Raw genomic sequence first — 14,347 nt, 5'->3', positions numbered from 1 at the left:
TGTTATTCTAAACGTGCTAACAAAGTGGCATCATCGAGTTTTTGGATTTTACGCATGCGCGAGATTAACAAAATCGCGGCAGCGGTGAGTGAAAGCACAAATCCCCACCAAAACCCCATTGCGCCTAAATGGGGGACGATGAAATCGGTCATTGCCAATGTGTAACCCACAGGCATACCAATCACCCAATAGCAGAAAATCGTGATGTATAAGATTGCTTTTGTGTCTTTATATCCGCGTAATACCCCGCCAGACACCACTTGGATCGTGTCAGAAAATTGATAGAGCGCGGCGATTAATAATAAATTGCTCGCAATAACGATAACATTGCTGTCTTTTACAAAGATAGCTGCAATGTTTTCACGGAATACCACGGTGATGAACGCGGTGATAATCGTAATATTTAAGCCCACAATAAGGGCAGCATAGGAGACTTTTTTCGCATTTTCGGGCGAACCTTCCCCTAAGCGTTGCCCAACTAAAATAGTCGCTGCCATACCCAAAGACATCGGTAACATAAAAATAAAGGAACTGGTATTTAAGGCGATTTGGTGGCTTGCGACCATATCGGAGCCGAGCGGCGATAAAAATAGTGAAGTCAGCGCAAACAATGCCACTTCACACCATAACGCCACGGCAATAGGAAAGCCTAAACGTAAGAGTTTTTTTAAGGTGGCAAGGTTGGGTTTTTCAATGATTTTTTCAAAAACTTTAAGATCTCGTTGGTTCGAGGCTTGTTTACTGTATCCGATCATCATTATGCACATTGCCCAGTTCACGATTGTTGTGGCGATCCCACAACCCACCGCGCCAAAAGCAGGAAGACCAAAGGCGCCATAAATGAAGGTGTAGTTCAGTGGAATATTTAAAAGCAGCCCGAAAAAGGTAATAACCATCGCAGGTTTGGTTTTGGCGATACCATCATTCAGGCAGCGGAAATTCACCAGCAATAAATAAGTGGGCAAGCCAAATAATAGGGCGTGTAAATAACCAATGGTGATTTCTGCGAGCTTAGACTCCATACCCATGTGATAAATAATGAAATCACTGTGATAAATTAATAAGCCAATAGGAATTGCCACTAGAATAACGATCCATATTCCTTGTCGAACTTGATGCGCAATGCGCTCCCGTTTGCCCGAACCATTGAGATAAGAAATCGTTGGCGGCAACGCAAGCAATAAACCATGGCCGAATAAAATCAGCGGAAACCAAATAGACGCGCCCACAGAAATGGCGGCCATATCCGCAGAACTTACCCGCCCAGCCATAATCGTATCCACTAAGCCCATTGAATTTTGCGCTAATTGCGCTAGCAAAATAGGAAACGCCAATTGGATTAAGCGTTTAGCTTGTTCGTGGTAAGTGGTGAAATTAAACAATTTTTTCATATTCGGTATTCAGGTATAATGCGGAAAATTTTTAGGAGAATAATTATGTTTACAGGTATCGTGCAAGGCATTGCACAAATTCACTCAATTATCGAAAAAGAGAATTTTAGAACACATACCGTGAAAATGCCACAGGATTTGCTGGTGGATTTAGAACTTGGGGCTTCTGTGGCGCATAATGGGGTGTGCTTAACGGTCACCCAAATTGATGGTGATCTGGTGAGCTTCGATTTAATGGTAGAAACATTGCGGGTCACGAATCTCGGGCATTTAAAGCCGGGGGATTTTGTGAATATTGAACGCGCAATGAAATATGGCGCAGAAATTGGCGGACATATTTTATCGGGGCATGTGTATTGTATGGCAACTGTCAGCAAACGCATACTCAGCGAAAATAACCTGCAAATTTGGTTTGAATTACCGACAGCTGATGTGATGAAGTATATTCTACATAAAGGCTTTATCGCCATTGATGGTATCAGTTTAACGATTGGTGAAGTCAAAGATCAGCAGTTTTGTGTGAATTTAATTCCAGAAACCATTGAGCGCACATTAATTGCGACACGCGAAGTCGGGGAGTTCGTGAATATTGAAATTGATCCGCAAACCCAAGCCATTGTGGATACGGTAGAGAATTATTTAGCGAGTAAAATAGCGTCAATCTAACTTTTCATCAGCCGATGAACTAGAAGATAAAGTACGGTCAAAAATCTCACAATTTTTAACCGCACTTTTATCTTTAATTTTTCATAGATTGAACAGGGGCAGGGATACGTCCGCCACGGTTGACAAATACTTCGCATGACCCTTCTTTGACAGGCATAATCGGCGCATAGCCGAGTAAACCGCCAAATTCAACGCTTTCTCCCACGTCTTTCCCCGTTACGGGAATAATGCGCACGGCGGTGGTTTTGCTGTTGATCATACCAATTGCGGCTTCATCAGCGATAATGCCAGAAATGGTATGTGCGGGCGTTTTTCCCGGCACTGCAATCATATCTAATCCCACCGAACAAACGGCTGTCATCGCTTCTAGTTTATCCAAGGTTAAGATTCCACTTTCTGCGGCGGCGATCATGCCTTCATCTTCTGAAACAGGAATAAATGCACCGCTTAAACCGCCTACTGCGCTTGATGCCATCATTCCCCCTTTTTTTACAGCATCATTTAACAATGCCAAAGCAGCTGTTGTGCCGTGAGTACCGCATACGCTTAAGCCCATTGCTTCTAAAATACGAGCGACAGAGTCCCCAATAGCTGGGGTTGGGGCAAGCGATAAGTCTAAAATACCAAAAGGAATGTTCAACATTTTTGAGGCTTCTTGCCCGATTAATTCGCCGACACGGGTGATTTTGAAAGCCGTTTTCTTTACCACTTCCGCCACTTCGGTGAGCGTGGTGGCGTTGGAATTTTCTAATGTTTCTTTTGCAACGCCAGGGCCAGAAACGCCTACATTAATAATTGCATCGGCTTCGCCTGAACCGTGAAATGCGCCAGCCATAAAAGGATTATCTTCCACAGCATTGCAGAAGACGACAATTTTGGCGCAGCCACAGCCTTCTGGCGTGATGTCAGCGGTGCGTTTAATGGTTTCCCCAGCGAGTTTTACCGCGTCCATATTAATGCCTGCACGGGTTGAGCCAATATTAATCGAACTACACACGATGTCTGTGGTTTTCATCGCTTCTGGAATGGAACGGATAAGCACTTCATCTGAGGGGGACATTCCTTTTTGTACCAACGCAGAAAAACCGCCAATGAAAGAGACACCAATGGCTTTTGCCGCGCGATCGAGGGTTTGCGCGATAGAAACGTAAGAATCCGCTTTGGTTGCCGCGGCAATTTGCGCGATGGGGGTAACAGAAATACGCTGATTGACAATAGGTACGCCGTATTTAGCGGAAAGAATTTGGGCTGTTTCGACCAGATCTTTGCCGATTGTGGTAATTTTGCGGTAAATATTTTGGTTTAATTCATTAATATCCGCGCTGATACAGTCGTGTAAATCGATACCGATGGTAATGGTGCGCACATCAAAATTTTGGTCGGCGACCATTTTAATGGTTTCTAAAATTTCATTAGATTGAATAGCCATTTTTACGCTCTCTAAATACGGTGCATTGCATTAAAAATTTGTTCATTTTGTAAACGAATATCAAGGGCAAGATTTTTACTTTCTTGTTGGAAAAGTGCGGCTAATTCGGGGAAAGATTTTGTACATTTTGCGGTATCCACCAGAATAATCATAGTGAAATACTCATCCATTAATTGTTGGCTAATGTTAAGAATATTAATTTGATTTTCGGCTAAAATTTTTGCCACATCATACACAATACCCACGCGATCTTTGCCGATCACTGAGATAACTGAGTTTGTCATATTTGCTTCCTTTTTCAGAATAAAAATAATCGAGATAAAAAAGAGTATAGCAGTTTTTTCTGGCGTTTTTCTATCAGAAATATCAGCCAATTAGCGTGAAAGTGCGGTCAAAATTTGACATATTTTTAACTCGACCTTAATCACATTTATGCGTATAATATGCGCCAGTTTTTTGTCTTGTGTTGGTTTTGTTGAAACGCGAGATAAAATTAAGCAAATTATATTAAACAATTATGACGGAGTAATTAATGTCTAGAAGATTAAGAAGAACCAAAATCGTATGTACTATGGGTCCTGCGACAGATAAAGGGAATAACCTTGAAAAAATCATTGCCGCTGGCGCAAACGTAGTGCGTATGAACTTCTCTCACGGTTCACCTGAAGATCATATCGCGCGTGCTGAAAAAGTGCGCGAAATTGCAAAAAAATTAGGTAAACACGTTGCAATCTTAGGTGACTTACAAGGCCCTAAAATCCGCGTTTCTACCTTTAAAGAAGGGAAAGTTTTCTTAACTGTTGGCGATAAATTTATTTTAGATGCAGAATTACCAAAAGGTGAGGGCGGTCAAGAATCTGTTGGTTTAGACTATAAAACATTGCCACAAGATGTTGTGCCTGGTGATATTTTATTGTTAGACGATGGTCGCGTACAATTAAAAGTATTAGCCACTGAAGGCGCTAAAGTTTTCACTGAAGTGGCTGTGGGCGGGCCTTTATCAAATAATAAAGGGATTAACAAATTAGGCGGTGGTTTATCTGCTGATGCATTAACTGAAAAAGATAAAGCCGATATTATTACGGCAGCACGTATTGGCGTTGATTATTTAGCGGTTTCATTCCCACGTTCAGGGGCGGATTTAAATTATGCGCGTGAATTAGCTGAAGCTGCAGGTTTAAATGCGAAAATCGTAGCTAAAGTTGAACGTGCTGAAGCCGTCGCAACTGATGAAGCAATGGATGATATCATCAAAGCATCAGATGTGATCATGGTGGCTCGTGGTGACTTAGGTGTGGAAATTGGTGATCCAGAATTAGTTGGTGTTCAGAAAAAATTAATCCGCCGTTCACGTCAGTTAAACCGTGTGGTTATCACTGCGACTCAAATGATGGAATCAATGATCAGCAATCCAATGCCAACTCGTGCAGAAGTGATGGACGTGGCAAATGCGGTATTAGACGGTACTGATGCGGTCATGCTTTCTGCTGAAACAGCGGCGGGGCAATATCCTGCTGAAACTGTTGCGGCAATGGCTAAAGTGGCACTCGGTGCAGAAAAAATGCCAAGCATTAACGTTTCTAAACACCGTATGGATGTTGAATTCACTACAATCGAAGAATCTGTTGCGATGTCTGCAATGTATGCCGCAAACCATATGAAAGGGGTAGCTGCAATTATTGCATTAACAAGCAGTGGCCGTACAGCGCGTTTAATGTCACGTATTAGCTCAGGTTTACCAATCTTTGCATTATCACGCAATGAAGGCACATTAAATCTTTGCTCATTATATCGTGGGGTAACACCAATTCTATTTGAAGGTGTGAATACTTCTTCAACAGAAACTGCACAAGCGGCTGTTCAATTATTGAAAGATAAAGGCTTCTTAGTTTCTGGTGATTTAGTGTTATTAACTCACGGTGATGTGAATAAAGGCTTTTCAAATACTTGCCGTACATTAGTGGTTGAGTAATTGATGAATCATAACTAATGAACGTTTGTGTTCATTATTGATTGAGTATAAAACGGTGGAGTGATAAAACTTCGCCGTTTTTATTTTCATCATAAAAAATAGTGCGTAAGAAATTAGTGATTTATGCCGCAGCAAAAGAAAAATCCTCGCTATATCATGACTAAATAAAGTCAAATATAGGAGGATAAATTTGTGAATGGTTAGTGATAAAATTGAATTAGATGTAATTCACTTCAACGATCTCGAATTCTACCTTGCCACCAGGGGTAACGATATTAACCTGATCGTCAACTTCTTTGCCGACTAAGCCGCGTGCAATCGGGGAATTGACCGAAATAAGCCCCGCTTTAATATCCGCTTCATCATCTCCAACAATGCGATAAGTCACTTCTTCTTCGGTATCCACGTTAAGCAATACCACCGTTGAACCGAAGATAACTTTGCCGTTATTAGGGATTTTGGTCACGTCAATAATTTGGCTGTTTGATAATTTCCCTTCAATTTCTTGAATACGCCCTTCACAGAAACCTTGTTGTTCCCGTGCAGCATGATATTCGGCATTTTCTTTTAAATCACCATGTTCACGCGCCTCTGCAATGGCTTTAATAATTTCTGGACGGCGAGTGTTTTTTAAAAAATCAAGTTCTTCGCGCAATTGTTCTGCGCCACGAACGGTCATTGGAATTTGTTTCATTTTCACCTTTCTCTTTTTTTAGTAAAAATAAAACCACGGCATTGGTCGCAATGTCGTAGTATTCATAAATTTTCGGATTATGAGCAAAAATAAATTTACTCAAAAGGGTTCGGGGTCTATTATTGTTCGTCTAAAAAAAAATAGCAATAACCAACCGCACTTTACTATGCTAAATACGATAAATCTCACTAAAAAATTTCTTTTCTCAACCCTTTTCATCAGTTCAGTTGCTTTTGCCCAAGTTGATGTGCAAGCGCTTAGCCAAGAATTGCCACAGGGGGCAAGCCTTGCTTTTGTGGCAAAAAATTTGAGTAATGATCAAATCGTTGCCGATTACAATCCCTCTACTTTTATGCTGCCCGCGAGCACCCAAAAAGTGTTTACCGCATTAGCATCTAAATTAGTGCTAGGAGATCAATTTCAATTTGAAACCAGTGTATTAACTAATGGAACGGTTCAAAATGGCGTCTTAAACGGTGATTTGATCGTGAAATTTACGGGCGATCCTGATCTTACTAGCGGACAGCTATATAATTTGCTTGCTCAAGTCAAAAAGCAAAATATTAATCAAATCAATGGCAATTTAATTTTGGATACATCCATTTTTGCGAGCCATGATCGAGGCATTGGTTGGATTTGGAATGATTTAACCATGTGTTTTAATGCACCACCTTCCGCCGCGAATATAGATGGTAACTGCTTTTCCGTGAATTTAGATGCCAATCAGCCTGTTGGTGCAGATGTAAAATTTAATATCCCTTCACAATTTCCTATTCAAGTTTTTGGTTCGGTGAAAGTGGTGGGCAGCGATGAAGCGCCTTATTGCCAGTTAGATGTTATTGTTCATGACAATAATCGTTATCAAATCAAAGGTTGTATGGCGCCTCAAAGTCAACCATTTGGCTTGAGTTTTGCCGTTCAAGATCCCGATGCTTATGCTGCAGCCATTGTGCAACGACAATTAAATCGATTAGGAATTCAGTTCAATGGGCAAGTACAAATTCCGCATCAACCACAGAACGGCACGGTTTTAGCGCAACATTTATCTAAACCTTTGCCCGATTTATTGAAAAAAATGATGAAAAAATCCGATAACCAAATTGCGGATAGCCTATTTAGAACAGTTGCTTACCATACTTATAATCGCCCCGCCTCTTTTCAACTTGGCGCAATGGCATTAAAACGTGTGTTATCAACCCAAGCGGGCGTTAAATTTGGGCATACTATTGTGGCTGATGGCTCTGGTTTATCTCGTCATAACTTAATTGATCCAAACACGATGCTACAAGCGTTGGAATATATAGCGAAAAATGAAAGTACCTTACATTTAATGGAAACCTTTCCGATAGCGGGTGTCGATGGCACCATCAGCGGGCGTGGTGGATTAATTCAACCTCCTTTGGTAAAAAATGTGTTAGCCAAAACGGGCTCTTTAAAAGGCGTGTATAATTTGGCAGGTTTTATGACGAATGCTCGTGGCGAAAAAGTAGCATTTGTTCAATTTATCAATGGCTATTCCACAGGCGAGCTAGAAAATAAAACAAAACGCGCCCCGTTAGTGAACTTTGAAAGTAAATTATATAATGCGATTTATGCGCAATAGTTACTGAAGTGGTAAAACAGCGAAAAAGTGCGGTCAAATTTCATAAAATTTAGCGCAATTGTTTAGCCGATAAATTACAGTTAAGAAATTAATACCCTAGACTACTTTTTAGCCTAGGGTATTTTATATTATCTAACAATAAGTGAATTATATTAATGAGATTTGCATATTTAAAGAAATTATCTAAAAATACCAAATTAAACTTATGAAAATGGATTAGCAAAGATTATAGCTAAAGAAAATGGATCTAAGTGAATATATTTAAGAATTGATTTAAATGGTGCCCGAGGCCAGACTTGAACTGGCACGCCCCGAAAGGCGAGGGATTTTAAATCCCTTGCGTCTACCGATTCCGCCACTCGGGCATATCCATAAAAAATGGAGAGGGAAACGAGGCTCGAACTCGCGACCCCGACCTTGGCAAGGTCGTGCTCTACCAACTGAGCTATTCCCGCATTTGAGTGATTGCTGCGTATTGCTAGCAACGGAGCGTATTCTACGGATTTCTATTTTGCTGTCAAACAGAAAATGCTAAAAAAAGTTTACTTGTCTAAAAACAAATCAATTTGATGATTTTCTATCTGCGCTTATGATTGAAATTCCCTAATTACAACACTTGCAATTTAGCGTATAATGCGCACGAATTTTACTGGCTTTTAAAGTGCGGTTAAAAATAACAAAATTTTGACCGCACTTTGATAAAAATAGGAAAGAAAATGACCTTATCAACCAAACAAAAACAATATTTAAAAGGCTTAGCCCATCATTTAAACCCTGTCGTGATGCTTGGTGGCAACGGATTAACGGAAGGTGTGCTGGCAGAAATTGATAATGCATTATCGCATCACGAATTAATTAAAGTGAAAGTAGCAGGCGCTGATCGCGACACCAAACAGTTAATTATTGATGCGATTGTGCGAGAAACAAAAGCGCAAGCAGTGCAAACCATTGGCCACATTGTCGTGTTATATCGCGAGAGCGAAGAGAAGAAAATTTCACTGCCACGCAAATAATTTTAAAACAGAAAGCTCACGTTTGCCGTGGGCTTTTTACATTTAAAATCAGAACAAAAATGCAACAAAACGAACAAACTCATACATTAGAAGACATCATTTCAATTTTTAATCGTTGTTTTGAAAAAGAATTTAATACGCGCTTGCTGAAAGGGGGCGATGAGCCTATTTATATTCCTGCCCATCATCATACAGAAGGGGATGCAATATTGCCTTATCACGCTATTTATTTTGCACGGGGATTTTATAGCAGTGCCTTGCATGAAATTTCCCATTGGTTAGTTGCAGGCTCGGAACGGCGAAAGTTGGAAGATTTTGGTTATTGGTATGAACCCGATGGGCGTTCAGAAGAACGTCAGCGAGATTTTGAGAAAGTTGAGGTTAAACCTCAAGCGATTGAATGGGTGCTTGCCACAGCCGCTGGTTTTCGTTATTTTGCTAGTGCTGATAATCTGAATGGCAATCCTGGCGATAGCACAGCTTTTAAGCAAGCGGTTTATGCGCAAGTAAAAGAATATGCAGAACGAGGATATTTGCCCAAACGTGCAGAAACGTTTCGTAAAGCATTAGCCGAATTTTATGGCACAGACGATTTTATTGATTTAAGCAAATTTGATATAACGAAAATTTAAGCAATTTAAAAGGAACAGAAGATGAAAAAATCAACGTTGGCGCTTGCTGGAATTATTGGTTTAGGCGCTATTTGGACGGGCGGAGCCTATTATACAGGGCAAAAAGCGGAAAGCGAATTACAGAATTTTATTAAACGCAGCAATATTGAAATGGCGAAAGTGCTGCCAATTTCCATTGAAAATGCAAAGTTTGAGCGCGGAATATTTAGCTCAAAAACATCTTATGATGTGGTGGTTGTGAATGAAAACAACGAAAAAACGGTGTTGCCATTTGAGGGCACGTTCTATCATGGACCTTTCCCACTTAATTTAGTGAAAAAACTAAATTTTATGCCCGCGATGTTTTCATTTACGGATAACTTAGTGAAAAATTCAGAGACAGAATCCTTTTTTGCCAATGGCAATGAACCGTTTTCAGGCGAAGCCATATTGACTTATGGCAAACACTGGAAAGGGTCTATTAAATCAATATTAAATGATGTGGTTTATAAAAAATTAAAACTCAGTGGCGATTTTACGAGCGAGTATGATTTTGCTCAAGACGGTATAAAGGGCAAAACATCACTTATTGCGAAAACCTTGAAAATTGAGAATGTTGATAGCCAAAATGCGCCATTTTCTGTGTTGATGAATGATGTTCAACTTGATATGAAAGCGAATAGCTCGAGTGCGTTCAAATATGTGTACGATAGCGATCTTGTGCTTAAACTGGGCAATGTGAAACTTCATACTATTGATGGCGAAGGTAAAAATCTTAATTTAGACGCACAAAATAGTACCCTCCATTATACCTCAACCATAAAAGACAAGTTCGTTGATTATGGTCTCAGCTATCAGCTAGATAATGTCTTGTTTAATGGGATAAACGTTGGCAAATTGCAAAGTGACGTTGCGTTAAATCATCTTGATGCGCAATCGGTAGAGGCGTTAAGTTCTGGATATTATGACGAAAAGCTTTCCCCATCTATGGCGCAATTCATTGCCGCGGCTATACTCGCTAATAAACCTCAATTGAAAGAGAATGGTTTTAAGGTTGAGAATGACAGCGGCAAATTTGCGGCAGATTTAGATATTCATTTGGCAAAGTTTGATGCGGCTAAAATTAATCCAAACAAATTATTAACATTATTTAAAGCCTTTATGGTGAATGCAAGGTTAGATAAATCCTTGTTCTTGAATTTTGTGTCAGAACTCGCACAACGAGATGATGGATTAAGCAAAGAAGATGCGGATAAAAAAGCGCAAGATGTGTTAAACATTTTTGTGGCTGAGAGTAAGAAGAATAACTGGCTGATTGATGATGGCGATGTGTTGAAACTAAACGCTCATATTGACGGCGACAACCTTGATTTCAACGGGAGAAAATATTCAAACCAAGAATTACAAGGTTTGTTGATCATGTTAATGATGAGCGGTGGATTCTAATCTTTTTTCATCTAGCTGTGTTCAAAAAGTGCGGTCAAAATAACAAAAATTTTTGGGGATGTGTTAGACAACAAGTCTAAACATCCCTTAATTTATTGTTTTAAATGAGAATTTGAGCTTTGAATTACTTATCGCTTTTCTCATTTTTTATTCGGCAAATATAAGGATAATTTTGAGGAATAGGCCGTTACGCCTTTACGCAATAAGTTATTTTTGGCTCGTGTTGAACGTCCACATAGCCATTCTATCCAGCGTTGATAAAAAGGTTGATCGTGTAATGATGCTTGGGCAAAAGGTAAATCAGGGTATTGTTGGTGCTGAAAAATTGCGATGATTTCTTGTGTTGCTTTTGTCCCAATAATTCTTAAATTAATTGCTGGAATAGAAATATCATAATCTTGTTGTTCTATCGCTAAAGGTAATTCTTTCGCTTGCCAAAAATCAATTTGTTGGCTTGCGTAGAGTAATAAAATAAATGGGCGTAATGACCAAAGCCCGCTAGCAGCACCACTATAAGGGTCGAGAAGGCGTCTATCTGCTTGGAATAATCCTTGCGTTACATTTCCTTTTTTTATTGCTTGTTGTTGAATAAGAAAATGGGTGAGCGTTGATAAAATGCGTTTTCCACGTCCATCTGTGTGGCCTTGTTGTATCATTGTGCTAATTAAGGCAGTGGGGGCAGCAAAACGATAAGGAATACTTCGCCCAAAAAAGGAAAAACCTTGTGTAGCAAAGAGATAATGAAATTTTTCGCTAAATTCTATCGCACTTTGTTGAATAAAAGTGCGGTCAAAATTGGGGTTAATTTGATCTAGCCAAAATAAACCATAGTGGAATCCCCAAGAATTATAGTAATCAAAATTCCCCTTTTCGCCGTCTCTGAACCAACCTTCACCAACATAAAATTCTTTAATTCGTTGATAGCGTTCAAGGCAAATTTCATCAATACCGCTGAGATCTTTAATCACAAATTGCACCAATAAAATAAAAAGATGCCAGTTATTATCTACCGTCTGAACTTGGTTAATTTGTCGTAGCCACGTTAAAATTTGTTGTTGCTGTGAGGGGCTATAATTTACCCAAATATGATGTTTACTTAACCATAGAGAGAGTGCAAAATCTGCACTTTCACAGATAGTTTGCTTAAAGTCTGTGAGCTTTCCCCAATAGCCATCGTGTGTTGGATTGGTTGCATTAAGAAAGCCTTGTGAAAGCGTTTCTTTAATTTGAATGAAAATCGGGTGGCGAGTATTTGTTTGATAATGTAAATAAGCGGCAAGTAATGGGTAATTGCGAGCAGCACCCTCAATAGAATCAGAAACCATTCCTTGCTCTGAGGGATAACCGTAGTAATCTACGCGTGTAAAATCGTCATTAGCATAGTGAAAAAAGGAGTGGATAAAATAATTTACCAATAATTCAAACTTTTCTTGTGAAAAGGTTTCATTTTGAGTAAATGCTTGTTGAAGCGCTTGATCCAGTAAAGGATCACTTTTGCCTAAATGCTTACTTCGTTTGTATGAACGTTGCAATCTTTCCTTAAAAGCTCGCAGATAATCATTCAACATAGGATGTTCGTGTGCTAAATGAGGTCGTTCTGTAAAACGAATATTAGGTTTAGGCATTTATCGGCTCCTGTCATTATTTAATGATTCTTTCAAATAAAAATGTAATATTGGCTAATGTTTTTTCTGGGCCTACTGGTTGATCGCAATTTACTGCAAAGGTGATGCCCGCCAATGTTAAAGAGGCATACATATGCCCTTGATATTCTAAATCAATGTTCTCTTCTAAAGGTGATTTTTTTAAGGTTTCGATATAGCTATCTTTAATTAAATGGTACATATCTTGCTTTAAATGCACCTTATTTGTTTCGATTTTCCACAATAAACGTATTTTGTCTTTATTTTCAAAAAATAGTGGAGCAGTGTCTTTCAGTACATCAAGTGATGATTCACAAAAACGGCGTGTGAGCAATGGGGAGAAAATACTCTGTTTAAAATCTTCCACTAAAGATTTTGCCAATGCATACTTACTGGCGTAATGTTTATAGAAAGTCGTTCGGTTGATTTGGGCTGCGTCTAAAATATCTTGCACGGTAATCTCTTGAAAGTCTTTTTGCTCTAAAAGAGTGAAAAAAGCGTGATGAATGCTTTTTTGTGTTTTGATTACTCGTATATCGTTCTTATTTAGCATTGAGCGTCCCTATCACTTATCTTATATAAAATGAAGTTATTTCCGTATGGATTTCTTTAATTTATATCTTCATTTTTGTGGGTTGGCATAGTATCTAACCTACCTCAGCCCCAAACATTTTTATTCGCCTTAACAAAGTACCACTCTCCACCTTAATAAAGCAACAAAAATCATCATTTGTATCGTTAAGCAACATTTTATTGTTTTTTGATGATTGAGCGATAAAAGCAAATTTCTTACACTTGCATTGTATTTAGCTGTTTTAGGCTGAGTGTTGAGAACTTAGACAATACAAGAGGATTTTATGAAAAAATCGATACTGTTCTTCGTGGCAATCGTCCTTGCTGGAGGAGTGCTATGTTGGAAAATGTTTCAAAGTGAAAATAGCCTACCTACAGGTATTGCAGGGGTGAATGGGCGTATCACCTTGGAACGCATTGATGTAGCAAGTCTGTATTCAGGTAAAGTGGAAGAAGTCTATGTGAAAGAAGGGGATAATGTTCAAAAAGATCAGGTTCTAGTACGCCTTTCTTCAACCCAAGCGCAAAGTCAAGTAGATGCAATGCAGGCGCAAATTGAGCAAGCCAAAGCACAGAAACAGCAGGCGTTAGATAATGTCATCAAAGCACAAAGCGATGTTACCGCTAAACAACAACAGTTTTCTATTGCGAAATTAGAGCTAGATAATGCGAAAAAATTACGCCGCGCTAATTTAATTTCAGCCACAGAATTAGAGCAACGCCAAACTAGTTTTGCTGCTGCACAAGCTTCTTTAACGGCAAGTAAAGCCAGTGTAACACAAGCACAATCTGCCGTAGAGCAAGCAGAAGCCTTAATTGCACAAGCGCAAGCCAGTTATCAACAAGCCAAATCACATCAAGATGATTTATTGATCCGTTCGCCAATTGATGGACGGGTGGAATATAAATTAGTGAATGTAGGGAATGTTGTTGGCATTGGTGGCAGGGTAATCAGTATATTAGATTTACAGGATACCTATATCAATATTTTCTTACCTTCTCAGCAATCTAATCAGCTAAAAATAGGCAGTGAAGGACGCATTGTCATTGACGGTGTTGATGCAGTATTTCCCGCCAAAGTTACTTTTATTGCCAGCAATGCTCAGTTCACACCAAAATCTGTCGAAACAGCAGAAGAACGAGCAAAATTAATGTTTAAAGTGAAATTGCAAATTCCTGAAGAGGTGATTGCACAGCACCCTGATTTCTTTAAAGGGGGAATGATGGCAATGGGCTATGTGAAATATGATGATAATGCCCAATGGCCAGCAGATTTAGCGGTAAAATTACCACAATAACACGGTGT

At 39.3% G+C, this 14,347-nt stretch carries 13 protein-coding genes and 2 tRNA genes; 7 read left to right on the top strand and 8 right to left on the bottom strand.

Annotated features, from left to right (window positions below):
* Positions 1–2: 2 nt before the first annotated feature.
* Positions 3–1,391: an MATE family efflux transporter gene (locus C8D76_RS03135; protein WP_116631358.1), complete on the bottom strand. Its 1,389-nt coding sequence runs from the start codon at positions 1,389–1,391 to the stop codon at positions 3–5.
* 45 nt (positions 1,392–1,436) lie between these two features.
* Between C8D76_RS03135 and C8D76_RS03130 the strand changes: the two genes are divergently transcribed.
* Positions 1,437–2,057 carry a riboflavin synthase subunit alpha gene (locus C8D76_RS03130; RefSeq protein ID WP_116631357.1) on the top strand — a complete coding sequence of 207 codons (621 nt, stop codon included), beginning with the start codon at positions 1,437–1,439 and terminating at the stop codon, positions 2,055–2,057.
* Positions 2,058–2,130: 73 nt separating this feature from the next.
* Here the strand turns inward: C8D76_RS03130 and C8D76_RS03125 are convergent, their stop codons facing one another.
* Together C8D76_RS03125 and C8D76_RS03120 are read right to left on the bottom strand one after the other, a co-directional pair.
* Positions 2,131–3,486 carry a PFL family protein gene (locus C8D76_RS03125; RefSeq protein ID WP_116631356.1) on the bottom strand — a complete coding sequence of 452 codons (1,356 nt, stop codon included), beginning with the start codon at positions 3,484–3,486 and terminating at the stop codon, positions 2,131–2,133.
* Between the two features lie 11 nt (positions 3,487–3,497).
* Positions 3,498–3,770, bottom strand: coding sequence for an ACT domain-containing protein (locus C8D76_RS03120; RefSeq protein ID WP_116631355.1), 273 nt, complete (start codon positions 3,768–3,770; stop codon positions 3,498–3,500).
* Between the two features lie 248 nt (positions 3,771–4,018).
* Here C8D76_RS03120 and pyk point away from each other — a divergent pair, with 248 nt between their 5' ends.
* Positions 4,019–5,458 carry a pyruvate kinase gene (gene pyk, locus C8D76_RS03115; protein WP_116631354.1) on the top strand — a complete coding sequence of 480 codons (1,440 nt, stop codon included), beginning with the start codon at positions 4,019–4,021 and terminating at the stop codon, positions 5,456–5,458.
* A 217-nt stretch (positions 5,459–5,675) separates the two neighbouring features.
* Here pyk and greA read toward each other — a convergent pair whose 3' ends face one another.
* Positions 5,676–6,152: a transcription elongation factor GreA gene (greA, locus tag C8D76_RS03110; protein WP_116631353.1), complete on the bottom strand. Its 477-nt coding sequence runs from the start codon at positions 6,150–6,152 to the stop codon at positions 5,676–5,678.
* Between the two features lie 166 nt (positions 6,153–6,318).
* Between greA and dacB the strand changes: the two genes are divergently transcribed.
* A complete protein-coding gene (dacB, locus tag C8D76_RS03105) occupies positions 6,319–7,755 on the top strand; it encodes a serine-type D-Ala-D-Ala carboxypeptidase (protein WP_116631506.1) in 1,437 nt (478 codons plus the stop codon).
* A gap of 278 nt (positions 7,756–8,033) precedes the next feature.
* Here the strand turns inward: dacB and C8D76_RS03100 are convergent.
* Together C8D76_RS03100 and C8D76_RS03095 are read right to left on the bottom strand one after the other, a co-directional pair.
* Positions 8,034–8,120: transfer RNA gene (locus C8D76_RS03100), tRNA-Leu, on the bottom strand.
* A gap of 14 nt (positions 8,121–8,134) precedes the next feature.
* Positions 8,135–8,210, bottom strand: a tRNA-Gly gene (locus tag C8D76_RS03095).
* Positions 8,211–8,471: 261 nt separating this feature from the next.
* On the opposite strand from C8D76_RS03095, the gene yhbY reads away from it, so the two are divergent.
* The 3 genes from yhbY to C8D76_RS03080 are packed head-to-tail and all read left to right on the top strand — an operon-like array spanning position 8,472 to position 10,825.
* Positions 8,472–8,768, top strand: a complete 297-nt coding sequence (yhbY, locus tag C8D76_RS03090; RefSeq protein ID WP_116631352.1) for a ribosome assembly RNA-binding protein YhbY — start codon at positions 8,472–8,474, stop codon at positions 8,766–8,768.
* A 59-nt stretch (positions 8,769–8,827) separates the two neighbouring features.
* A complete protein-coding gene (locus tag C8D76_RS03085) occupies positions 8,828–9,400 on the top strand; it encodes an elongation factor P hydroxylase (protein WP_116631351.1) in 573 nt (190 codons plus the stop codon).
* Between the two features lie 21 nt (positions 9,401–9,421).
* Positions 9,422–10,825 carry a YdgA family protein gene (locus tag C8D76_RS03080; protein WP_116631350.1) on the top strand — a complete coding sequence of 468 codons (1,404 nt, stop codon included), beginning with the start codon at positions 9,422–9,424 and terminating at the stop codon, positions 10,823–10,825.
* A gap of 140 nt (positions 10,826–10,965) precedes the next feature.
* Here C8D76_RS03080 and C8D76_RS03075 read toward each other — a convergent pair whose 3' ends face one another.
* A complete protein-coding gene (locus C8D76_RS03075) occupies positions 10,966–12,450 on the bottom strand; it encodes a DUF2264 domain-containing protein (RefSeq protein WP_243405795.1) in 1,485 nt (494 codons plus the stop codon).
* A gap of 16 nt (positions 12,451–12,466) precedes the next feature.
* The gene (locus C8D76_RS03070; RefSeq protein ID WP_116631349.1) at positions 12,467–13,021 is read right to left on the bottom strand and encodes a TetR/AcrR family transcriptional regulator; all 555 of its coding nucleotides are present in this window, start codon (positions 13,019–13,021) and stop codon (positions 12,467–12,469) included.
* A 304-nt stretch (positions 13,022–13,325) separates the two neighbouring features.
* On the opposite strand from C8D76_RS03070, the gene C8D76_RS03065 reads away from it, so the two are divergent.
* Positions 13,326–14,339 carry an HlyD family secretion protein gene (locus C8D76_RS03065; RefSeq protein WP_116631348.1) on the top strand — a complete coding sequence of 338 codons (1,014 nt, stop codon included), beginning with the start codon at positions 13,326–13,328 and terminating at the stop codon, positions 14,337–14,339.
* Positions 14,340–14,347: the final 8 nt, after the last annotated feature.

It is taken from the genome of Alitibacter langaaensis DSM 22999, assembly GCF_003096995.1.
In the GTDB taxonomy this organism is placed as follows: Bacteria; Pseudomonadota; Gammaproteobacteria; order Enterobacterales; family Pasteurellaceae; genus Exercitatus; species Exercitatus langaaensis.
The sequence above is the reverse complement of the archived record's forward strand: the minus strand, read 5'-3'. Positions and strand labels throughout refer to the sequence as shown.

Excerpts from the sequence above, each read along its gene's own strand:
- C8D76_RS03135 (WP_116631358.1), bottom strand. The coding sequence starts at position 1,391 with ATGAAAAAATTGTTTAATTTCACCACTTACCACGAACAAGCTAAACGC.
- C8D76_RS03130 (WP_116631357.1), top strand. The coding sequence starts at position 1,437 with ATGTTTACAGGTATCGTGCAAGGCATTGCACAAATTCACTCAATTATC.
- C8D76_RS03125 (WP_116631356.1), bottom strand. The coding sequence starts at position 3,486 with ATGGCTATTCAATCTAATGAAATTTTAGAAACCATTAAAATGGTCGCC.
- C8D76_RS03120 (WP_116631355.1), bottom strand. The coding sequence starts at position 3,770 with ATGACAAACTCAGTTATCTCAGTGATCGGCAAAGATCGCGTGGGTATT.
- pyk (WP_116631354.1), top strand. The coding sequence starts at position 4,019 with ATGTCTAGAAGATTAAGAAGAACCAAAATCGTATGTACTATGGGTCCT.
- greA (WP_116631353.1), bottom strand. The coding sequence starts at position 6,152 with ATGAAACAAATTCCAATGACCGTTCGTGGCGCAGAACAATTGCGCGAA.
- dacB (WP_116631506.1), top strand. The coding sequence starts at position 6,319 with ATGCTAAATACGATAAATCTCACTAAAAAATTTCTTTTCTCAACCCTT.
- yhbY (WP_116631352.1), top strand. The coding sequence starts at position 8,472 with ATGACCTTATCAACCAAACAAAAACAATATTTAAAAGGCTTAGCCCAT.
- C8D76_RS03085 (WP_116631351.1), top strand. The coding sequence starts at position 8,828 with ATGCAACAAAACGAACAAACTCATACATTAGAAGACATCATTTCAATT.
- C8D76_RS03080 (WP_116631350.1), top strand. The coding sequence starts at position 9,422 with ATGAAAAAATCAACGTTGGCGCTTGCTGGAATTATTGGTTTAGGCGCT.
- C8D76_RS03075 (WP_243405795.1), bottom strand. The coding sequence starts at position 12,450 with ATGCCTAAACCTAATATTCGTTTTACAGAACGACCTCATTTAGCACAC.
- C8D76_RS03070 (WP_116631349.1), bottom strand. The coding sequence starts at position 13,021 with ATGCTAAATAAGAACGATATACGAGTAATCAAAACACAAAAAAGCATT.
- C8D76_RS03065 (WP_116631348.1), top strand. The coding sequence starts at position 13,326 with ATGAAAAAATCGATACTGTTCTTCGTGGCAATCGTCCTTGCTGGAGGA.